Genomic DNA, 20304 nt, shown 5'->3' with positions numbered 1-20304 from the left:
GCTCCCGGAACGCGCCCTATGCCTCGCGGCGGACCTCCACGACCCGGAAGCGGTTGGCCACGAAGGCGCCGTCGCACAGGGCCGCGTTGGCCGCCGGGTTGCCGCCCGAGCCGTGGAAGTCGGAGAAGGCGGCCGTCTGGTTGACGTACACCCCGCCGGTGAGGTTCAGCGACAGCTGGGCGGCCTCCTCCAGGCACACCTCCTGCACCGCCCGCTCGACTTCCTCGTCGGTCGTGTAGGCGCCCACGGTCATGGCGCCCTTGTCACGGATCGTGCGCCGCAGCAGCTCCACCGCGTCGGCGGCCGAGTCGACGGCGACGGCGAAGGAGACGGGGCCGAAGCACTCGCTCATGTAGGCGGCCTCGTCGTCCGGCTTGGCGCCGTCCAGCTTGACGATCACCGGGGTACGGACGACCGCTCCGGGGAAGTCGGGGTTGGTGATCTCGCGGGAGGCGAGGGCGACCTCCCCGAGGGACGCCGCGGCCTCCAGGCGGGCCTTGACGTCCGGGTTGACGATCGCGCCGAGCAGGGCGTTCGCGCGGGCGTCGTCGCCGAGCAGGCCGTCGACCGCCTTCGCGAGGTCGGCCGCCACCTCGTCGAAGGACTTGGGGCCCTGGTCGGTGCGGATGCCCTCGCGGGGGATCAGCAGGTTCTGCGGGGTGGTGCACATCTGGCCGCTGTACAGGGACAGGGAGAAGGCCAGGTTGGAGAGCATCCCCTTGTAGTCGTCGGTGGACTCCACGAGCACCGTGTTGACGCCGGCCTTCTCGGTGTAGACCTGCGCCTGGCGGGCGTTGGCCTCCAGCCAGTCGCCGAAGGAGGTGGAGCCCGTGTAGTCGATGATCCTGATCTCCGGGCGGGTGGCCAGCGTCTTGGCGATGCCCTCCCCCTGGTGTTCGGCGGCGAGCGCCACCAGGTTCGCGTCGAAGCCCGCCTCGGCCAGCACCTCGCGGGCGATCTTCACCGTGAGCGCGAGCGGCAGCACCGCGCGCGGGTGGGGCTTGACCAGGACCGCGTTGCCGGTGGCCAGGGAGGCGAAGAGGCCCGGGTAGCCGTTCCACGTCGGGAAGGTGTTGCAGCCGATGACGAGTGCGACGCCCCTCGGGACCGGCGTGAAGTGCTTGGTGAGGGCGAGCGGATCGCGCTTGCCCTGCGGCTTGGTCCACTCGGCGGTCTCGGGCGTGCGCACCTGCTCCACGTACGCGTACGCCACCGCTTCCAGGCCGCGGTCCTGGGCGTGCGGGCCGCCCGCCTGGAACGCCATCATGAAGGCCTGGCCGGAGGTGTGCATGACCGCGTGCGCGAACTCGTGCGTCCGGTCGCTGATCCGCTTGAGGATCTCCAGGCAGACCACCGCGCGGGTCTCGGCGCCCGCGTCGCGCCAGGCGCCCTGGCCGGCCTTCATGGCGGGCAGCAGCACGTCGATGTCCGCGTGCGGGTACGTCACGCCCAGCTCGATGCCGTACGGCGAGACCTCACCGCCGATCCAGTCGTCGGTGCCGGGCTGGCCGAGGTCCAGGCGGGTGCCCAGGAGGGCGTCGAAGGCGGCCTTGCCGGCGGCCGCGTCCAGGCTGCCGTGCTCCCCGTAGGCCTTGGGGTGCTCGGGGTGGGGCGACCAGTACGCGCGCGTGCGGATCGTTTCCAGCGCCTGGTCGAGAGTGGGCCGGTGGCGGGCGATCAGCTCGTGCGCGGTCAGTTCGGCGGCCATGCGGGACCAACTCCTTGTCTCAAGAGCTCCTCGTCGAGCTCATGACCTGGCAGAAACATGGGCAGGGACAGCCGGTCAGAGTTAGAGTAACCGAACGATCGGTCGGGGCAAGTGGTCCGCCGCGTCTGTGGAAAAGTCTGGGCGGAGGGGGGTCCGCCGCAGCTGTGGAAAACGCCGTGCGGGAGGATCGCGCACATGACAGCACTCGACCTCAGCAGCCCCGTGGCCGTCGTCGGCACCGGCACCATGGGCCAGGGCATAGCCCAGGTCGCGTTGGTCGCCGGCCACTCCGTACGCCTGTACGACACCGTGCCCGGGCGGGCCCAGGAGGCGGCCGCCGCGATCGGTGCCCGGCTCGACCGGCTCGTCGAGAAGGACCGGCTCACCGGCGCCGACCGGGACGCGGCCCGCGTCCGGCTGAAGCCCGCCGAGAGCCTGGCGGAGCTCGCGGACTGCTCCCTGGTCGTCGAGGCCGTCCTGGAGCGGCTGGACGTCAAACAGGAGCTGCTGACGGAACTGGAGGGCATCGTCACCGACGACTGCCTGCTCGCCACCAACACCTCGTCCCTGTCGGTGACCGCCATCGGCGGGGCGCTGCGCAACCCGGGCCGTTTCGTGGGCCTGCACTTCTTCAACCCGGCCCCGCTGATGCCGCTGGTGGAGGTCGTCTCGGGGTTCGCCACCGACGTCACGTCGGCCACGCGCGCGTACGAGACGGCCCGTGCCTGGGGCAAGACCCCGGTCGCCTGCGCCGACACCCCCGGCTTCATCGTCAACCGCATCGCGCGCCCCTTCTACGCCGAGGCCTTCGCCGTCCTGGAGTCCCAGGCCGCCGACCCCGCCACCATCGACGCGGTCCTGCGCGAGTCCGGCGGGTTCAAGATGGGCGCCTTCGAGCTGACCGACCTCATCGGCCAGGACGTCAACGAGTCCGTCACCCACTCCGTGTGGCGGTCCTTCTTCCAGGACGTGCGCTTCACGCCCTCGCTCGCCCAGCGCCGCCTGGTCGAGTCCGGCCGGCTCGGCCGCAAGAGCGGCCACGGCTGGTACGACTACGGAGACGGCGCCGAGCGCCCCGAGCCGCACACCGCCGAGCGGGCGCAGCCACCCGCGTACGTCGTCGCGGAGGGCGATCTGGGACCCGCGTCGGAGCTGCTGGAGCTGATCCGCGAGGCGGGCATCCAGGTCCGTGAGGAGGACGAGGACAACGGCACCCGCCTGGTGCTGCCGGGCGGTGGTCAGCTGGTCCTCGCCGACGGGCAGACCTCGGTCGAGTTCCGCGACGTCGTCTACTTCGATCTGGCGCTCGACTACCGCCGGGCCACCCGCATCGCCCTCTCCGCCTCGCAGGACAGCTCCCCGCAGACCCTCGCGGAGTCCACCGGACTGTTCCAGGCCCTCGGCAAGGACGTCAGCGTCATCGGGGACGTCCCCGGAATGATCGTCGCCCGGACGGTGGCCCGGATCGTCGACCTGGCGCACGACGCCGTCGCCAAGGGCGTGGCCACCGAGGAGGACATCGACACCGCGATGCGGCTGGGCGTCAACTACCCCCTCGGCCCCTTCGAGTGGAGCCGCCGCCTCGGCCGGACCTGGGCCTACGGGCTGCTGGACGACCTGCACCTGCGCGACCCGTCCGGACGGTACGCCCCGTCCCTGGCGCTGTACCGGCACGCCTACGCCTCCGAGAAGCGGGAGGGCATCTCATGACCACGGCCAGGCGCGACACGTACACGCCCGAGACGCTGCTGTCCGTGGCGGTGCGGGTCTTCAACGAGCGCGGCTACGACGGCACCTCCATGGAGCACCTGTCCAAGGCCGCCGGCATCTCCAAGTCGTCGATCTACCACCACGTCGCCGGCAAGGAGGAGCTGCTGCGCCGAGCCGTCAGCAGGGCGCTGGACGGCCTCTTCGGGATCCTCGACGAGGAGCACGCGCGCGTGGGGCGCGCCGCCGAGCGCCTGGAGTACGTCGTGCGCCGCATGGTCGAGGTGCTCATCGCCGAACTGCCGTACGTGACGCTGCTGCTGCGGGTGCGCGGCAACACCGTGACCGAGCGGTGGGCGCTGGAGCGGCGGCGCGAGTTCGACCACCGGGTGGCCGAACTGCTGAAGGCGGCGGCGGCCGACGGCGACGTGCGCGGTGACGTGGAGGTGCGGCTGGCGACCCGACTCGTCTTCGGGATGATCAACTCGATCGCGGAGTGGTACCGGCCGGACGGCCGGGGCATGAACGAGCGGGAAGTGGCCGACGCGGTGGCGCGGTTGGTCTTCGGCGGTCTGCGCAAGGAGGGCTGATCCGGCACGCGTTCACCGCTGCGGTTCCAGGTCCTCCTCCTCGAACACCAGCAGTGTGCGCGTGCTGAGCACTTCGGGGATCGCCTGGAGCCGGGTCAGCACCAGCTCGCGCAGCGCCCGGTTGTCCGGCGTGTGCACCAGCAGCAGGACGTCGAAGTCGCCGCCGACCAGGGCGATGTGGGAGGCGCCGGGCAGCCGGCGCAGCTGCTCGCGCACGGTGCGCCAGGAGTTCTGCACGATCTTCAGCGTGATGTAGGCGGACGTGCCGTGCCCGGCGCGTTCATGGTCGACGCGGGCCCCGAAGCCGCGGATGACACCGTCGTCGATGAGGCGGTTGATGCGGGCGTAGGCGTTGGCGCGCGAGACGTGGACGCGTTCGGCCACGGACCGTATCGATGCGCGGCCGTCCGACTGGAGCATCTGCAGGATGTCCTGGTCCACGGAGTCCAGCGGGCGGGGCGGCGGCAGGGCGACGCCGTCCGGGCTTTCGGCCATTTGTTCAGGAGCCATGTCCCCCCGCCTCTCTACCATGGACGTACTGCGTCCATCCCACGCTGTGGAGAACCGTTTGTCCACAGCCTGGGGTCGCCTGTAGCCAAAATGTGCCGACGACCGAACAATCGGTAGGTGAGGCGGGTCACAGCCGATGCGCCTCCGTAGCCGCTCCCACGAGGAGGTGCCGTCATGACGGTCATGGAGCAGCGGGGTGCCTACCGGCCATCGCCGCCGCCCGCCTGGCAGCCCCGTACCGACCCCGCGCCGCTGTTGCCCGACGCGGAGCCCTACCGCGTGCTGGGGACGGACGCGGCCGGGAAGGCCGATCCGGAGCTGCTGCGCCGTCTGTACGCGCAGGTGGTCCTCGGCCGCCGCTACAACGCGCAGGCCACCGCCCTGACCAAGCAGGGGCGGCTCGCCGTCTACCCCTCCAGCACCGGCCAGGAGGCCTGCGAGGTCGCCGCCGCGCTCGCCCTCGAGGAGCGCGACTGGCTCTTCCCCAGCTACCGCGACACGCTCGCCGTGGTGGCACGCGGAGTGGACCCCGTCGAGGCCCTCACGCTGCTGCGCGGTGACTGGCACACCGGCTACGACCCCTACGAGCACCGCGTCGCCCCGCTGTCCACGCCGCTCGCCACCCAGTTGCCGCACGCCGTCGGCCTCGCCCACGCCGCCCGCCTCAAGGGCGACGACGTGGTGGCGCTCGCGATGGTCGGCGACGGCGGCACCAGCGAGGGCGACTTCCACGAGGCGCTGAACTTCGCCGCCGTCTGGCAGGCCCCGGTCGTCTTCCTGGTGCAGAACAACGGCTTCGCCATCTCCGTCCCGCTCGCCAAGCAGACCGCGGCGCCCTCCCTGGCCCACAAGGCCGTCGGGTACGGCATGCCGGGCCGCCTGGTCGACGGCAACGACGCCGCCGCCGTGCACGAGGTGCTCACCGACGCCGTACGGCACGCGCGCGCGGGGGGCGGTCCCACCCTGGTCGAGGCCGTGACGTACCGCATCGACGCCCACACCAACGCCGACGACGCCACCCGCTACCGGGGCGAGGCCGAGGTCGAGGCCTGGCGCGGCCACGACCCGGTCCAGCTGCTGGAGCGGGAGCTGACCGGCCGCGGGCTGATCGACGAGGACGCGATGGCGGCCGTCCGCGAGGAGGCCGAGACGATGGCCGCGCGGCTGCGCGACCGCATGAACCAGGACCCGGTGCTCGACCCGATGGACCTGTTCGCCCATGTCTATGCCGATTCGACCCCGCAACTGCGCGAGCAGCAAGCCCTGTTGCGGGCCGAGCTGGCGGCCGAGGCGGAGGAGGGCACCGCCCGATGAGCACCGTCGCCCTCAAGCCGGCCACCATGGCCCAGGCCCTCACGCGCGCGTTGCGCGACGCGATGGCCGCCGACCCCGCCGTACACGTCATGGGCGAGGACGTCGGCACCCTCGGCGGCGTCTTCCGCGTCACCGACGGACTCGCCAAGGAGTTCGGCGAGGACCGCTGCACCGACACCCCGCTGGCCGAGGCCGGCATCCTCGGCACCGCCGTCGGCATGGCGATGTACGGCCTGCGCCCGGTCGTCGAAATGCAGTTCGACGCCTTCGCCTACCCCGCGTTCGAACAGCTCGTCAGCCATGTCGCGAAGATGCGCAACCGCACACGCGGGAAGATGCCCCTGCCCCTGACCATCCGCATCCCCTACGGCGGCGGCATCGGCGGCGTCGAGCACCACAGCGACACCTCCGAGGCGTACTACATGGCGACCCCGGGGCTGCACGTCGTCACTCCCGCGACCGTCGCCGACGCCTACGGGCTGCTGCGCGCCGCCATCGCCTCCGACGACCCGGTCGTCTTCCTCGAACCCAAGCGGCTGTACTGGTCGAAGGACTCCTGGAACCCGGACGACCCGCAGGCCGTTGAACCGATCGGCCGCGCGGTGGTGCGGCGCACCGGCAGGAGCGCCACACTCGTCACCTACGGCCCGTCCCTGCCCGTCTGCCTCGAAGCCGCCGAGGCGGCCCGGGGCGAGGGCTGGGAGCTGGAAGTCGTCGATCTGCGCTCGCTGGTGCCGTTCGACGACGAGACGGTGAGCGCGTCGGTCCGGCGCACCGGACGGGCGGTCGTCGTGCACGAGTCGGGTGGGTTCGGCGGCCCGGGCGGGGAGATCGCCGCCCGTGTCACGGAGCGCTGCTTCCACTACCTGGAGGCGCCGGTGCTGCGCGTGGCCGGGTTCGACATCCCCTACCCGCCGCCGATGCTGGAACGGCACCACCTGCCCGGCGTCGACCGGATCCTGGACGCCGTGGCGCGTCTGCAGTGGGAGGCCGAAAGCTGATGGCACAGGTGCTGGAGTTCAAGCTCCCCGACCTCGGGGAGGGGCTCACCGAGGCGGAGATCGTCCGCTGGCTGGTCGAGGTGGGCGACGTCGTGACCGTCGACCAGCCGGTCGTCGAGGTCGAGACGGCCAAGGCGATGGTCGAGGTGCCCTGCCCCTACGGCGGTGTGGTCACGGCCCGCTTCGGCGAGGAGGGCACGGAACTGCCCGTGGGTGCCGCGCTGCTGACGGTCGCGGTCGGGGAGGTGTCCGAACCGGCCGCCGAGGGCGGGACCGGCGGCTCCGGCAACGTCCTGGTCGGCTACGGCACGGGGGCGCCACCGGCGCGCCGCCGCAGGATACGACCCGCCCCGAGCGCGCCGCGGGCGGACGGGGCAGCGGCCCCCTCGGCCCCCGGGCCGGCCCCGCGCCCCGTGATCGTGCCGGCGGTGGCCGAGCACGCCGACCATGCCGGGCGGCCGGCCGACGGTCCCGTCCCCGTGATCTCCCCGCTGGTGCGCCGGCTCGCCCGGGAGTACGGCGTAGACCTGCGGCGGCTGTCGGGCTCCGGGCCCGACGGGCTGATCCTGCGCGCGGACGTCGAGGACGCGTTCAGGGCCGGGACGGCACCGGGCCGTACGGCGAAGACGCCGACCTCGGCAGTCCCGACGGCCACGTTCGCGGCATCCGCCATGTCCCCGTCCGAGCCCGCCCCGGCGCAGAGCGCGGCCGCCGCCGGCACCCGGATCCCCCTCAAGGGGGTTCGCGGCGCCGTCGCCGACAAGCTCTCCCGGAGCCGCCGCGAGATCCCGGACGCGACCTGCTGGGTCGACGCCGACGCGACGGAGCTGATGCGCGCCCGGACGGCCATGAACGCGGCGGCCGGACCGAAGGTCTCCCTGCTCGCGCTGCTCGCCCGCATCTGCGCCGCCGCCCTCGCCCGCTACCCCGAGCTCAACTCCACGGTCGACATGGAGGCCAGGGAGATCGTCCGGCTGGACCGGGTGCACCTGGGCTTCGCCGCGCAGACCGAGCGTGGGCTGGTCGTCCCCGTCGTACGGGACGCGCACGCGCGGGACGCCGAGTCGCTGACCGCCGAGTTCGCCCGGCTGACCGAGGCCGCCCGCGCGGGCACCCTCACCCCCGGGGAACTCACCGGCGGCACCTTCACGTTGAACAACTACGGAGTGTTCGGCGTCGACGGCTCCACACCGATCGTCAACCATCCCGAGGCCGCCATGCTCGGCGTCGGCCGTATCGTCCCCAAGCCATGGGTGCACGAGGGCGAGCTGGCGGTGCGGCAGGTCGTCCAGCTCTCGCTCACCTTCGACCACCGGGTGTGCGACGGCGGCACGGCCGGCGGATTCCTGCGCTACGTGGCCGACTGCGTGGAGCAGCCTGCGGTGCTGCTGCGCACGCTCTGAGAAGACCAGGGCCCGTCCGGCGTACAGGCCCTGAACCCTGCCCCGAGCCCCCGCCCGCGTTCCCTGTGATCGCGGGTGGGACGCATACTCGGGGGGTGACCGCCTTCGAGCGCCCCGCCCATGAGCTCCCCGCCCACGACGCCGTCGTGCTCGCCGGAGGCGCCGCCCGGCGGCTGGGCGGCGCGGACAAGCCCGCTGTGCGGGTCGGCGGCCGTGCCCTGCTCGACCGCGTTCTCGCCGCCTGCGCCGAGGCGCGCACGACCGTGGTCGTCGCCGACCCCAGACCCACCGCACGGCCCGTGCGCTGGACCCGCGAGGAGCCGCCCGGCGGAGGCCCGCTCGCCGCGCTCGACGCCGGGCTGCGCCACACCAGGGCGGACCACGTCGTCGTGCTCTCCGCCGATCTTCCGTTCCTCGAACCGGCCACCGTACGGCGGCTCCTGGGCGCCCTGCGCGCGGGCCGCGCGGACGGCGCGCTGCTCACCGACGCCGACGGCCGCGACCAGCCGCTCGTGGCGGCCTACCGCGCCCACGCGCTGCGCCGCGAACTGGCGGCGCTCAGCCGGGAACACGGCGCCCTCACCGGGCTGCCGCTGCGCCGGCTCACCACCGCACTCGACCTCACCCGCGTCCCCGACCGTGTCGCGTCCTTCGACTGCGACACCTGGGACGACATCGCCACCGCCAGGGCACGCATCAGGGAGCATGGGCACGTGTTGGATGAATGGATTTCCGCAGTCAAGGACGAACTGGGCATCGACCTGGACGTCGACACCGGCGTGCTGCTCGATCTCGCCCGCGACGCCGCCCACGGCGTCGCCCGGCCCGCGGCACCCCTGACCACCTTCCTCGTCGGCTACGCCGCCGCACAGGGCAAGGGCGGCCCCGAAGCGGTCGCGGAGGCCGCCCGCAAGGCCGCCGACCTCGCCCTGCGCTGGGCGGACGAGGGCACCGCCGAGGCCAGGCCCGACGTCGCTCCCGACGCCACGCCCGACACCCGTCCGGACGCGGGATGACCGCCCGCGGCGTGCGAGCCGGCGAGGATGCCGAGGAACTCGATGTCGAGGAGGCCCTCGCTCTCGTGAAGGAACCAGGCAACGGCATCGGCCCGGCCCGCGGCGGCCTGCCCACCTCCGGACCCGCCTCCCCCCAGGGGCACGGCATCGGCCATGGGCCGCTCACGCCCGGCCACGGAACCACGCACCTCCCCGGCCTCGGAGAGTCCCCGCGACCGGATCACTCCCCGGACGCCCACCATCACGCCATCCCATGGCCGCAGGCCCGCGAAACCGCTGCCCGCGCCGCCCGTGGCGGGGCCCGCCGCACCCCCGTCTCGGTCCCCCTGGACGCCGCCCTGGGCCTGGTCCTGGCCGCGCCCCTGGCCGCCCTCACCGATCTGCCCTCCTTCGACACCTCCGCGATGGACGGCTGGGCGGTCGCCGGCCCCGGCCCGTGGGACGTGCGCGAAGAAGGCGCCCTGGCCGGACACGCACGGCCCGAGCCGCTGACCGACGGCGAGGCCGTACGGATCGCGACCGGCGCCCGCATCCCGCAGGACACCACCGCCGTGCTGCGCAGCGAGCACGGCCGCACGGACGCCAAGGGCAGGCTGCACTCCACCCGCGAGGTGAGCCACGGCCAGGACATCCGCCCACGCGCACAGGAGTGCCGTAGCGGAGACCAGCTGCTGCCCGTCGGGACTCTGGTCACCCCCGCTGTGCTGGGCCTCGCCGCGGCCGCCGGGTACGACACCCTCACCGCTGTTCCCCGGCCCCGCGTCGACGTCCTGGTACTCGGCGACGAACTGCTCACCACGGGTCTGCCGCACGACGGCAGGATCCGGGACGCGCTCGGTCCGATGCTGCCGCCCTGGCTGCGGGCGCTCGGCGCGGAGACGGCCACCGTGCGCCGCATCGGCGACGACGCCAAGGCGCTGCTCAAGGCCATCGGCGGATCCGAGGCCGATCTGATCGTCACCACCGGCGGAACCGCCTCCGGCCCCGTCGACCATGTACACCCCACTCTGAGCCGGCTCGGCGCCGAACTGCTGGTGGACGGCGTGAAGGTACGCCCCGGCCATCCGATGCTGCTGGCCCGCACCAAGGAGAACCAGCACCTCGTCGGCCTGCCCGGCAACCCCCTCGCCGCCGTCTCCGGCCTGCTCACCCTCGCCGAGCCGCTGCTGCGCACGCTGGCCGCGCGTCCCGCTCCCGAGCCGTACACGCTGCCGCTGAAGGACGCGGTGCACGGGCACCCCTACGACACCCGGCTCGTGCCTGTCGTGCTGCGCGGCGACCACGCGGTCCCGCTGCACTACAACGGGCCGGCGATGCTGCGCGGGGTCGCGGCGGCCGACGCCCTGGCCGTCGTACCGCCGGGTGGCGCCCGTGCGGGCCAGGAGACAGAACTGCTCGATCTCCCCTGGGCCGCGGCCGGGATCGGGGTGTGTTTCACGTGAAACTTCCGGGCCATGACGCGATCGCCCGCCAGGCGGACGAACATCTCGTGACCCATCGGGTGAAACTCCCGAAGAAAGTGGTGGAACGTCCGATCCGGCAGGTCTGCAAGCGGCTCGCCATGGCCCTGCTGGTGCTGGTCGTGACGGTCGTCATCGTCTACGCCGACCGCGACGGCTACCACGACAACGCCGACGGTCCCGTCGACCTCCTCGACGCGGCGTACTACGCCACGGTGACGCTCTCCACCACCGGGTACGGCGACATCACCCCGGTCAGCGACGGGGCCCGGCTCACCAACATCTTCGTCATCACGCCCCTGCGCGTGCTGTTCCTGATCATTCTCGTCGGCACCACGCTCGAAGTCCTCACCGAACGCACCCGTGAGGAGTGGCGCCTGAATCGCTGGAGGTCCGCCTTGCGCGATCACACCGTCGTCGTCGGCTTCGGCACGAAGGGAAGGTCCGCGATCCAGACCGTCTGCGCGACGGGACTGAAGAAGCAGCAGGTCGTCGTGGTCGATCCCAGCGCCAAGGTGATCGACGCGGCCACGGCGGACGGATACGTGGGAGTGGTGGGGGACGCGACCCGCAGCGAGGTGCTGAAGCGGGCGGAGGTGCAGCGGGCGCGGCAGATCATCATCGCCACCCAGCGGGACGACACGGCCGTGCTGGTGGCGCTGACCGCCCGGCAGCTCAACCGGGGCGCGAAGATCGTCGCCGCGGTCCGGGAGGAGGAGAACGCACCGCTGCTCCGGCAGTCCGGCGCCGACGCCGTGATCACCAGCGCGAGCGCCGCGGGCAGGCTGCTCGGGCTGTCCGTGCTCAGCCCGGCCGCCGGCATGGTCATGGAGGACCTCATCCAGCAGGGCAGCGGGCTGGACATCGTCGAACGGCCCGTCATACGCGCCGAGGCGGGCAGGAGCCCGCGGGAGATCGACGAGCTGGTGGTGAGCGTCGTACGCGGACACCGTGTCCTGGGTTACGACGATCCCTCCGTCGACACTCTCCAGTTGACGGACCGTCTGATCACCATCGTCCGCGCCACCCCGGGCACACGGCTCACCCCGGACACCAAGCCGCTGCCCCAGGACTGACGCCGTGGCGGAGTAGCGTCGCCTCCATGCATGCGATCACGATTCCCGAACCCGGTGGGCCCGAGGCGTTGGTGTGGGACGAGGTGCCGGATCCGGTGCCCGGCGAGGGGGAGGTGCTGGTCGACGTGGTGGCCAGCGCCGTCAACCGCGCCGACATCCTCCAGCGGCAGGGGTTCTACGACCCGCCGCCCGGCGCCTCCCGGTACCCCGGCCTGGAGTGCTCGGGTCGGATCGCCGCGCTCGGGCCGGGGGTGTCCGGCTGGGCGGTCGGCGATCAGGTGTGTGCGCTGCTCGCGGGCGGCGGCTACGCGGAGAAGGTCGCCGTCCCGGCCGGCCAGCTGCTGCCCGTGCCCGAGAGCGTCGACCTCAGGCAGGCCGCGGCACTGCCGGAGGTGACCTGCACCGTCTGGTCCAACGTCTTCATGGTCGCCCACCTCCGCCCCGGCGAGACCTTCCTCGTGCACGGCGGCTCCAGCGGTATCGGCACCATGGCGATCCAGCTCGCCAAGGCCGTCGGAGCGAAGGTCGCCGTCACGGCCGGCACCAAGGACAAGCTCGACTACTGCTCCGAACTGGGCGCCGACATCCTCATCAACTACCGCGAGCAGGACTTCGTCGAGGAGATCAAGCGGGCCACGGACGGGGCGGGCGCCGACGTCATCCTGGACAACATGGGCGCCAAGTACCTGGACCGCAACGTACGGGCCCTCGCCGTCAGCGGACGGCTCGCGATCATCGGCATGCAGGGTGGCGTCAAGGGTGAGCTGAACATCGGCGCCCTGATGAGCAAGCGGGCCGCGATCACCGCGACCTCGTTGCGCGCCCGTCCGGTGGGTGAGAAGGCGGCGGTGGTCGCGGCCGTACGCGAGCACGTCTGGCCGCTGCTCGCCGACGGCAACGTCCGTCCGGTCGTCGACCGGGAGATGCCGATGAGCGACGCCGCGGCGGCGCACCGGGTCGTCGAGGAGAGCGGCCACATCGGCAAGGTGCTGCTGGTGACGCCCTGACCCGGGCGTCCGGCAGGGAAGGGGTGCACCCTAGGTCCTGGGCAGGCGGAGGGCGATGAACGCCGTCCCCAGGCCGAGACCTATGAGCACCAGCCCGCTGCCCAGAGGCAGGAGCCGCCGTGCGGGCTCGGCCGCAGGGCCGGACTCCGCGGCGGCCGGGGCGGCGGGTGCGTCCGGGGACCCGGACGGCGGCTGAGCGGCCGCCTCGGACGACTCCGGGGCGGCCGGCGTCGGTATGCCGCTCATGCCGCCGGCGTCCGGGCTCCCGCTGCCGTCCGTGTCCGAACCGTCCGTGTCCGAATCGTCTGCGTCCGGCCCGGTCGTGTCATCACCCTCCACCTCCGTGTCATGCCGATGCGGACGGCCCGGCCGCTCCCGGCCCTCACCTGCCGGGCTTCCGGCCCGCGACGGGCCGCCCGAGGGCGAGGGCGAAGGGGAGACCGACGACTCGGACACGGCGGGCAGTGTGACGAACGACACCGAGGACGCGGAGACCGAGGCCGAGGGCGGGGAAGCCGAGGACGGTAAGACGGGCGTCCGGGACGGTTTCGACGGTCCGGATGGCTCGGATGGCCGGTCGGGTGGCCGGGACGGCCGGGACGCGTGCCCGGCGGCCGGGCGGGAAGAGGTGCCGTGGTCCGGAGGCGAGGCGGAGCCCGAGGGCGCCGAAGCGGTGCCATGGCCGGAGACGGAGGCGGAGGCGGAGGCCGGGACGAAAGCCGAGGCGGAGGCCGGGACGAAAGCCGAGGTGGAGGTGGAGGGGGCGGTGGACGGCCTGGACAACGGGCCGCACGCCGAGGCGTGGCCACCGGGCAGGACGGTCGCGCCCAGCCCTATGAGCAGTCCTGTCGCGCGTATCGTCGCGACGCACAGCCATGGAGTCACGTCGGGACCCCCTCACCTGAGCTCAGTGATTCAGTGGCACAACACTCACATCGATCAACCGATCCGGCATTCCGGATTGACCCACCAGGTCGAAGACGCCGAAGTGACTGCACAATCCGGATATGTCGCTACGCCACGGGCTGCTGGCGCTCCTGGAGGCCGGCCCCCGCCACGGATCCCAGTTGCGTGCCGTGTTCGAGGAGCACACGGGGGGCGCCTGGCCGCTGAGCCTCGGCCGGGTCTGCACCACGCTCGGCCTGCTGGAGCGGGACGGTCTGGTCGCCCGGGAGGGTGTGGACGGGGCCGGACGGGTGACGTACGCGCTGACCAGGGCGGGCCGCACCGAGCTGCGGTCCTGGTACGCGCGGCCCGTGGAACTCGCGGGACCGCCCCGTGAGGAGCTGGCCCTCAAGCTGGTCCTGGCGGACGCGGCGCCCGAGGTCGAGGTGCGCGAGGTCGTCGACGTGCAGCGCCGGCATGTCTCCGAGGCGCTGCACGACTACGTACGGCAGCGGGCCGAACTCCTGGCCCGTCGGCCCGGACGTCCCGGAGAGGTGGCCCGGCTGCTGGTCCTGGAGCAGCTGATCTGCCACGCGGAGGCCGAATCCCGATGGCTGGAGCACTGCGCGGCCCGCCTGCTGCGCCTGCACCCGCCGCAGGAACCGGGACGCCCAGCGCGGAACGCGGACGGCGCGCACACGGTGGATCACCTTCCGCAGGGGGCACCAAGGAGGTGAGACGTACGGGTGCGAGAGAATGGGCGGCATGGAGATGCCGAGGAACGAACGGTCGCCGGAGAACCCCCAGATCCTGGTCGTGGGCCAGGACGGCATGGCGCTCGGCGGCGGTGACGAAGACTCCCGCGAGACCCCGGTGACGGAGCAGGTGGAGCAGCCCGCGAAGGTCATGCGGATCGGCAGCATGATCAAGCAGCTGCTCGAAGAGGTGCGCGCCGCTCCTCTCGACGAGGCCAGCCGGGTCCGGCTCAAGGAGATCCACGCCAGCTCGGTGAAGGAACTCGAGGACGGCCTGGCTCCGGAGCTCGTCGAGGAGCTGGAGCGGCTCTCCCTGCCGTTCACGGACGAGGGGACCCCCAGCGACGCGGAACTGCGCATCGCCCAGGCCCAGTTGGTGGGCTGGCTGGAAGGCCTCTTCCACGGGATCCAGACAACGCTGTTCGCCCAGCAGATGGCCGCCCGCGCCCAGTTGGAGCAGATGCGCCGCGCCCTCCCGCCGGGCGTCGGCCGCGAGGGCGAGGACGGCCACCCCGGCACCCGCTCGGGCGGCCCGTACCTGTAGGACGACCGGACGGCGGAACGACACAAGGGCGTGGGAAGCGCATCACGCGCGACCCACGCCCTTCGAGCTTCCAGCGACCTGCCGGCCTACCTGCGCCCCGCCGGCCTTCCAGCGACCCGACGGCCTGCCCGCGACCGGCCGGCAGAGCGACGGCGTTCCCAGGCCTAGGCCGGATTGCCGGTGGAGATGTCGAACTGGATGTCCGGCGGGTTGTTCGGGTCGAAGTCCGTGCCGCCCTCGGGCGACTGCCGCATGACGGTGTCCTTGCCGTAGGTGTTCTCGTCCACCGGCCGCTTCTTGTAGTGCCACCCCGCGGCCTGGAGGCAGGCGAGGACCGAGTCCCAGTTCTTGAAGGTGAAGTCGGGCATCTTCACCTTCTTCTCGTCGTTGTACGACTCCTGCGGCTCGGTGCACTCGGTCTTCTCGATCGTCTTCGACGTGTCCGGCCCGCGGTAGCCCGACGGATGGCTCGACACCGACGCGCTGGCGCTGCCGCCGCCGCCCTTGGTGTCGTCACCGCCGCCGTTGTTCATGAGCAGCGCGGCGATCAGACCCACGACCGCGATGACCGCCACGGCCACCGACCCAATGATCACCGGCTTGTTGCCCTTGCCGCCGCCCGCCGGGGCCGTGCCCGGGGACTGGGGCGAGATCGTGTACGGCGGCGGGGTCGACGCCTGCTGCGGGGCGGCGGCGTACGGCGAGGAGGCGGCGGGTGTCTGGTAGCCGACAGCCGGCTGAGGGGCCTGCTGCGGATAGCCGTAGGCGGGCGACGGCATCGCGGGCGGCGGAGTGCCGTACGGGTTCGGCGTGGCCGGAGCGGGCTGGTACGGCGTCTGCACGCTGCCCACGGGCGGCGGGGCCGTGTCGACCGGCGGGAAGACCGCGGAGCCCACGCCCGCGCCGCTCGAGGTCCGGGCGCCCGGCACGATGCTGGGCGGGGCCGCCTGGATGGAGGCCGCGACGCGCAGGCACTCGTCGCGCATGGACACGGCGCTGGGGAAGCGCTCGTTCGGGTTCTTCTTCAGCGCGCGGGCGACCAGCGCGTCCACCGCGGGCGGCAGGGAGCGGTTGACCGACGAAGGAGCCACCGGCTCCTCCTGCACATGCGCGTACGCGATGGCAAGCGGCGAGTCCGCGTCGAACGGCAGCCGCCCGGTGACCAGCTGGAACAGCATGATGCCGACCGAGTACAGGTCCGAGCGGGCGTCCACGCCCCGGCCCAGGGCCTGCTCCGGCGAGAGGTACTGCGGGGTGCCGACGACCATGCCGGTCTGGGTCATGGAGGTGACACCGGACTGCATCGCGCGGGCGATGCCGAAGTCCATCACCTTGACCACGCCACGCTTGGTCATCATCACGTTGCCCGGCTTGATGTCCCGGTGGACCAGGCCCATCTCGTGGCTGATCTCCAGGGCGGCCAGCACGTCCGCGGTGACCTTCAGCGCCTTGTCGGCGGGCATCGCGCCCTGCTGCCGGATGTCCTGGTCGAGCACCGAGCCCAGCGGCCGGCCCTCGATGTACTCCATGACGATGTACGGCGTCGTCATGCCGTCCAGATCGTCCTCGCCGGTGTCGAAGACCGAGACGATGTTCGTGTGCGTGAGCTTCGCCACTGCCTGGGCCTCGCGGCGGAACCGCTCGCGGAAGGCCGCTTCCCGGCCGAGTTCGGTGTGCAGCGTCTTGATGGCGACCTGCCGGTCGAGCACGGAGTCGTAGGCGAGGTGCACCGAGGCCATGCCGCCCTCGCCGAGCAAGTCACGCAGCTGGTAGCGGCCGCCTGCCAGTGCCCGCCCGGCGAACCGGCCCTGTGCGCCGTCCTGGCTCATCTTCTGCGTCCCCCATAGGCGCGCGCGGGGCAGCGGCTGCTGTGCTCGCGCGATCGGCTGTCCGTCGACCCGTCCCGGGACCGGACCTGACCTGACCTCATGTCCGGATCTCGTTGATCGAATGTGTTATTCCCGGCCAAGTCTGCCCGAGGGCACTGACACGTCAAGCTCGGTGCCCGTTCCGTGACCGTACGCGAAAGAAGCGTCGCGGAAGCGTTACAGCGGACGTGCGACCGGTACACGGAATTTGCACGACGGCAGCCGCACGGGGTTTGATGGCCGGTCCGGTCTCGGGCCGGTCCTCACCGCGAACCTGGACCGGCGGCTTGCGCCGAACCTGTAGCGTGGCGGACGGAGACCCGTAACAACACCGCACACCGCGGGCAGAAACGACGGCGAGGACTGATGGCACAGACGCAGCGCGCCCAGGGCCCGTCCGACCCCGAGGCGACTGGCGGCGGCGGCATGTCGGACGCGCCTGAGATGTGGGGCAACGGCGGCCTGGTCGGCGACGGCCGGTACCGGCTGACCCGCAGGCTCGGCCGGGGCGGCATGGCCGAGGTGTTCGCGGCCGAGGACGTGCGGCTGGGCCGCACCGTCGCGGTCAAGCTGCTGCGCGCCGACCTCGCCGAGGACCCCGTCTCCAAGGCCCGTTTCACGCGCGAGGCCCAGTCCGTGGCCGGCCTCAACCACCATGCGATCGTCGCCGTGTACGACTCCGGCGAGGACATGGTGGGCGGACAGTCCGTGCCGTACATCGTGATGGAGCTGGTCGAGGGCCGCACCATCCGCGACCTGCTGCTCAACGCCGAGGCGCCGGGCCCCGAGCAGGCGCTGATCATCGTCTCCGGAGTCCTGGAGGCGCTGGCCTACTCGCACCAGCACGGCATCGTGCACCGCGACATCAAGCCCGCCAACGTGATCATCACCGACAACGGCGCCGTGAAGGTGATGGACTTCGGCATCGCCCGCGCCCTGCACGGGGCGTCCACGACGATGACGCAGACCGGCATGGTGATGGGCACCCCGCAGTACCTCTCCCCGGAGCAGGCCCTCGGCAAGGCCGTCGACCACCGCTCCGACCTGTACGCGACGGGCTGTCTGCTGTACGAACTCCTCTCCCTGCGGCCCCCGTTCATCGGCGAGACCCCGCTGTCGGTGGTCTACCAGCACGTCCAGGACCCGCCGGTGCCGCCGTCCTCGGTCTCCGAGGCCGGCTGCCCGCCGGAACTCGACGGCCTGGTCATGCGCTCGCTCGCCAAGGAGCCCGACGACCGCTTCCAGACGGCCGAGGAGATGCGCGGACTGGTCCAGTACGCGCTGCAGATGCTGTACGACCAGGGTGGCCACACCGGCACCTGGAACACCGGCCCGGTGGAGATGCACGAGGGCCGGCACACCCCGGCGGCGGGCTTCGCCGGTACGACGGTGATGCCGCACCCGGGCGAGCCCGGCTCGAGCACCACGCAGATCCCGCAGCCGATCCTGCCCGCGGGGTACGGCAACGGCGACGACGGCGGCTTCGAGGGCCACGGCAACCAGGGCAGCGGCCGTGGCAAGCTGTGGATCCTCGCCGTGCTCGCGGTGGTCGCCATCGCGGTGGGTGTGGCACTGGCGATGCAGAACACCGGTGGTGACGGCGGCGGAGGCGGCGGCGCCGACACCACCAAGTCGCCGTCGACCTCGCAGTCCGCCACGGACGAGCAGCCCAGCTCCGCTCCGAGCGAGTCGTCGCAGAGCCGTCCCTCGGACACGTCGACGGACAGCGGCAACAGCTCCAACGGCGGCACCGGCTGGGACTTCACGCCGTCGCAGCAGCCGTCGCACACGCCGTCCCAGACGGCGACGGACGAGCCGAGCGACGAGCCGTCGAACCCGCCGAGCTCGGACACGCAGACGACTCCGTCGTCGCAGCCCACCGCGACGGGCACGGGCGGCACCACGAACGACGGCGGGACGACCACCGGCACGAGCGGCAACGGGGGCACGGACACCAGCGGCGGTGCGGCCGACGGCGGAAACGCAGCCGGTGACCTGACCGCAGGCTCCGGCGGCTGATCACCCTTCATGCGCGCGTGGGGCCCCATCGAGGTTCCACGCGCGCGCGTGCCGTACGCACCGCTCTCCACCCGGCTCGGTCACTCCGCGAAGGCTCCGCACACCGCGTCGTACTCCTCGGTCCACCACACCGCGAGGGCCGAGGCGGCCGGGAACTGGGGGTCGGCGCGGGTGTCGCCGCGCTCGTAGTGCCAGCGCAGCATCCAGAAGTCGTTCAGGCGTTCCCACCACACGCGGTGCACGGCCGCAGCGAGCTCCGAGGGCGTGGCGCCGGCGCTGCGCCGGTACGCGCGCGCGTACGCCCTGATCTTCGGCAGGTCCAGGGTCCCGGCCGGCCGGACGAAGAAGATCGCGGCGGCGCGGACGGCCTCCTCGGCGCGCGGCTGCACGCCGAGCCGGTCCCAGTCGACGATCGCGGCCGGGGCGTGCCCCTTGTAGAGCACGTTGAAGGGGTGGAAGTCGCCGTGCACCCAGCCCACGGGGCCGCCGGGCGGGGGGCGCCGGCCGGCGTGCCGCTCCAGCAGGGTGCGGCGCTCCAGGAGCCGGTGCCGGGCCAGTTCGTCGAAGGCGTCGGCGGGGCGGTGGCGTCGGACGTGGGCGAGCAGGTCGTCGATCAGTGCGAGGGTGTCATCGGGATCGGCGCTCTCCACAGGGTGCGGGTGCGTGGCGGGGCGGGTGCGCCCCTTGGGCGGCATCACGCGCTCCAGACAGGCGTGCACGGCCCCCAGAAGCGCACCGAGGCGCGTGCACTGGGCGGTGGTGAGCTGGCCGCCGTGCCGGTGCCGGCCGTCGATCCAGGGGTGCAGGGCGTAGGCGTGGCCGCCGATCACGGCGACCGTGCGTCCGTCGCGGCCGGCCAGCGCGGGCGCCACCGGGACCCCCAGGTCGGCCAGGCGCTGGGTGGCGCGGTGCTGCCGGGCGATCGCCGCCGGGTCGGCGGTGTCGGGGTCGAAGTGGTGTTTGAGGAAGTAGCGGCCACGGGTGGTGCACAGTCGGTAGCCGCGGTTCAGCAGGCCCTGGTCGACGGGTTCGCAGGTGAGTGCGGAACCGGCGGCGTACTGGCGCAGCAGGACGCTCACAGGGGGCGCATGGGGTACAGGGGGTGGTACACAAGGGCGCGGCACGCGCCAGATGCTAGGGCAACGACCGAGGCCGTGAGCTGGGGGTTGTCACAGACAGTCTTCAGCGGTCACTTTCGGTCACATGAGGTCACCGTGTCGAGCGCTTCCGGGGTGCGGCCGCCGGCTCGCCTGCCCCGGCGCGGGGTCATCCATCAAGAGCAGTTCCGGCCACTCTTCAGCCCTTCCCGACGCGGGGGTGGCCGGGATACCGTGCCGGTGTTCCGGCCCCCTGCACGGCTGTGACCAGCGGCTGCCCCGAATGCCCGCGCCAGTACTTGGACGTCCAAGCGAAAATACTTGGAAATCCAATGAAACACGCA

General features: G+C 72.5%; 17 protein-coding genes. 12 read left to right on the top strand and 5 right to left on the bottom strand.

Annotated elements, in window-relative coordinates; genetic code table 11:
• Positions 1–16 precede the first annotated feature (16 nt).
• Positions 17–1708, bottom strand: a complete 1692-nt coding sequence (gene paaN / locus R2S09_RS01500) for a phenylacetic acid degradation protein PaaN (RefSeq protein ID WP_306184647.1) — start codon at positions 1706–1708, stop codon at positions 17–19.
• Between the two features lie 195 nt (positions 1709–1903).
• Between paaN and R2S09_RS01495 the strand changes: the two genes are divergently transcribed.
• Together R2S09_RS01495 and R2S09_RS01490 are read left to right on the top strand one after the other, a co-directional pair.
• Positions 1904–3418 (top strand): 3-hydroxyacyl-CoA dehydrogenase, encoded by a 1515-nt coding sequence (locus R2S09_RS01495; RefSeq protein ID WP_306184648.1) that lies wholly within the window; start codon positions 1904–1906, stop codon positions 3416–3418.
• Entirely contained in the window at positions 3415–4005 is a 591-nt protein-coding gene (locus R2S09_RS01490; RefSeq protein ID WP_316739315.1) for a TetR/AcrR family transcriptional regulator, read from the top strand. Before R2S09_RS01495 ends, R2S09_RS01490 begins: the two co-directional genes overlap by 4 nt.
• A gap of 12 nt (positions 4006–4017) precedes the next feature.
• Here the strand turns inward: R2S09_RS01490 and R2S09_RS01485 are convergent, their stop codons facing one another.
• Entirely contained in the window at positions 4018–4500 is a 483-nt protein-coding gene (locus R2S09_RS01485; protein WP_316739582.1) for an Lrp/AsnC family transcriptional regulator, read from the bottom strand.
• A 189-nt stretch (positions 4501–4689) separates the two neighbouring features.
• On the opposite strand from R2S09_RS01485, the gene pdhA reads away from it, so the two are divergent.
• The 7 genes from pdhA to R2S09_RS01450 all read left to right on the top strand — a co-directional run bounded on the left by pdhA (position 4690) and on the right by R2S09_RS01450 (position 12792).
• Entirely contained in the window at positions 4690–5829 is a 1140-nt protein-coding gene (gene pdhA / locus R2S09_RS01480) for a pyruvate dehydrogenase (acetyl-transferring) E1 component subunit alpha (RefSeq protein WP_306184652.1), read from the top strand.
• Positions 5826–6830: an alpha-ketoacid dehydrogenase subunit beta gene (locus tag R2S09_RS01475; protein WP_306184654.1), complete on the top strand. Its 1005-nt coding sequence runs from the start codon at positions 5826–5828 to the stop codon at positions 6828–6830. Before pdhA ends, R2S09_RS01475 begins: the two co-directional genes overlap by 4 nt.
• Complete coding sequence (locus R2S09_RS01470; RefSeq protein WP_316739312.1) at positions 6830–8233, top strand: dihydrolipoamide acetyltransferase family protein; 1404 nt, start codon at positions 6830–6832, stop codon at positions 8231–8233. The genes R2S09_RS01475 and R2S09_RS01470 overlap by 1 nt, the downstream gene beginning before the upstream one ends.
• A 95-nt stretch (positions 8234–8328) precedes the next feature.
• Positions 8329–9249, top strand: coding sequence for an NTP transferase domain-containing protein (locus R2S09_RS01465; RefSeq protein WP_306184657.1), 921 nt, complete (start codon positions 8329–8331; stop codon positions 9247–9249).
• Entirely contained in the window at positions 9246–10691 is a 1446-nt protein-coding gene (locus tag R2S09_RS01460) for a molybdopterin molybdotransferase MoeA (RefSeq protein WP_316739310.1), read from the top strand. Before R2S09_RS01465 ends, R2S09_RS01460 begins: the two co-directional genes overlap by 4 nt.
• Entirely contained in the window at positions 10688–11785 is a 1098-nt protein-coding gene (locus R2S09_RS01455; protein ID WP_306184660.1) for a TrkA family potassium uptake protein, read from the top strand. The genes R2S09_RS01460 and R2S09_RS01455 overlap by 4 nt, the downstream gene beginning before the upstream one ends.
• A gap of 26 nt (positions 11786–11811) precedes the next feature.
• A complete protein-coding gene (locus R2S09_RS01450; protein WP_316739308.1) occupies positions 11812–12792 on the top strand; it encodes an NAD(P)H-quinone oxidoreductase in 981 nt (326 codons plus the stop codon).
• Positions 12793–12822: 30 nt separating this feature from the next.
• Here R2S09_RS01450 and R2S09_RS01445 read toward each other — a convergent pair whose 3' ends face one another.
• Positions 12823–13038 carry a hypothetical protein gene (locus R2S09_RS01445; RefSeq protein ID WP_306184662.1) on the bottom strand — a complete coding sequence of 72 codons (216 nt, stop codon included), beginning with the start codon at positions 13036–13038 and terminating at the stop codon, positions 12823–12825.
• A gap of 761 nt (positions 13039–13799) precedes the next feature.
• Here R2S09_RS01445 and R2S09_RS01440 point away from each other — a divergent pair.
• Both R2S09_RS01440 and R2S09_RS01435 read left to right on the top strand, forming a co-directional pair.
• On the top strand, positions 13800–14414 hold the full coding sequence (locus tag R2S09_RS01440) for a PadR family transcriptional regulator (RefSeq protein WP_316739306.1): 615 nt from the start codon (positions 13800–13802) through the stop codon (positions 14412–14414).
• A gap of 28 nt (positions 14415–14442) precedes the next feature.
• Entirely contained in the window at positions 14443–14976 is a 534-nt protein-coding gene (locus R2S09_RS01435) for a bacterial proteasome activator family protein (RefSeq protein WP_030177563.1), read from the top strand.
• Between the two features lie 164 nt (positions 14977–15140).
• Here R2S09_RS01435 and R2S09_RS01430 read toward each other — a convergent pair whose 3' ends face one another.
• Positions 15141–16805 carry a protein kinase domain-containing protein gene (locus tag R2S09_RS01430; protein ID WP_316739303.1) on the bottom strand — a complete coding sequence of 555 codons (1665 nt, stop codon included), beginning with the start codon at positions 16803–16805 and terminating at the stop codon, positions 15141–15143.
• A gap of 405 nt (positions 16806–17210) precedes the next feature.
• Between R2S09_RS01430 and R2S09_RS01425 the strand changes: the two genes are divergently transcribed.
• The gene (locus R2S09_RS01425) at positions 17211–18863 is read left to right on the top strand and encodes a protein kinase domain-containing protein (RefSeq protein WP_316739301.1); all 1653 of its coding nucleotides are present in this window, start codon (positions 17211–17213) and stop codon (positions 18861–18863) included.
• Positions 18864–18943: 80 nt separating this feature from the next.
• Here R2S09_RS01425 and R2S09_RS01420 read toward each other — a convergent pair whose 3' ends face one another.
• On the bottom strand, positions 18944–19942 hold the full coding sequence (locus tag R2S09_RS01420) for a phosphotransferase (RefSeq protein WP_316739299.1): 999 nt from the start codon (positions 19940–19942) through the stop codon (positions 18944–18946).
• Positions 19943–20304: the final 362 nt, after the last annotated feature.

The sequence above is a fragment of the Streptomyces sp. MK7 genome (assembly GCF_032658145.1).
Taxonomy (GTDB): Bacteria; Actinomycetota; Actinomycetes; order Streptomycetales; family Streptomycetaceae; genus Streptomyces; species Streptomyces spiralis.
This window is presented reverse-complemented; position numbering and strand designations above follow the sequence as displayed.

Excerpts from the sequence above, each read along its gene's own strand:
- paaN (WP_306184647.1), bottom strand. The coding sequence starts at position 1,708 with ATGGCCGCCGAACTGACCGCGCACGAGCTGATCGCCCGCCACCGGCCC.
- R2S09_RS01495 (WP_306184648.1), top strand. The coding sequence starts at position 1,904 with ATGACAGCACTCGACCTCAGCAGCCCCGTGGCCGTCGTCGGCACCGGC.
- R2S09_RS01490 (WP_316739315.1), top strand. The coding sequence starts at position 3,415 with ATGACCACGGCCAGGCGCGACACGTACACGCCCGAGACGCTGCTGTCC.
- R2S09_RS01485 (WP_316739582.1), bottom strand. The coding sequence starts at position 4,500 with ATGGCCGAAAGCCCGGACGGCGTCGCCCTGCCGCCGCCCCGCCCGCTG.
- pdhA (WP_306184652.1), top strand. The coding sequence starts at position 4,690 with ATGACGGTCATGGAGCAGCGGGGTGCCTACCGGCCATCGCCGCCGCCC.
- R2S09_RS01475 (WP_306184654.1), top strand. The coding sequence starts at position 5,826 with ATGAGCACCGTCGCCCTCAAGCCGGCCACCATGGCCCAGGCCCTCACG.
- R2S09_RS01470 (WP_316739312.1), top strand. The coding sequence starts at position 6,830 with ATGGCACAGGTGCTGGAGTTCAAGCTCCCCGACCTCGGGGAGGGGCTC.
- R2S09_RS01460 (WP_316739310.1), top strand. The coding sequence starts at position 9,246 with ATGACCGCCCGCGGCGTGCGAGCCGGCGAGGATGCCGAGGAACTCGAT.
- R2S09_RS01450 (WP_316739308.1), top strand. The coding sequence starts at position 11,812 with ATGCATGCGATCACGATTCCCGAACCCGGTGGGCCCGAGGCGTTGGTG.
- R2S09_RS01445 (WP_306184662.1), bottom strand. The coding sequence starts at position 13,038 with ATGAGCGGCATACCGACGCCGGCCGCCCCGGAGTCGTCCGAGGCGGCC.
- R2S09_RS01440 (WP_316739306.1), top strand. The coding sequence starts at position 13,800 with ATGTCGCTACGCCACGGGCTGCTGGCGCTCCTGGAGGCCGGCCCCCGC.
- R2S09_RS01435 (WP_030177563.1), top strand. The coding sequence starts at position 14,443 with ATGGAGATGCCGAGGAACGAACGGTCGCCGGAGAACCCCCAGATCCTG.
- R2S09_RS01430 (WP_316739303.1), bottom strand. The coding sequence starts at position 16,805 with ATGAGCCAGGACGGCGCACAGGGCCGGTTCGCCGGGCGGGCACTGGCA.
- R2S09_RS01425 (WP_316739301.1), top strand. The coding sequence starts at position 17,211 with ATGGCACAGACGCAGCGCGCCCAGGGCCCGTCCGACCCCGAGGCGACT.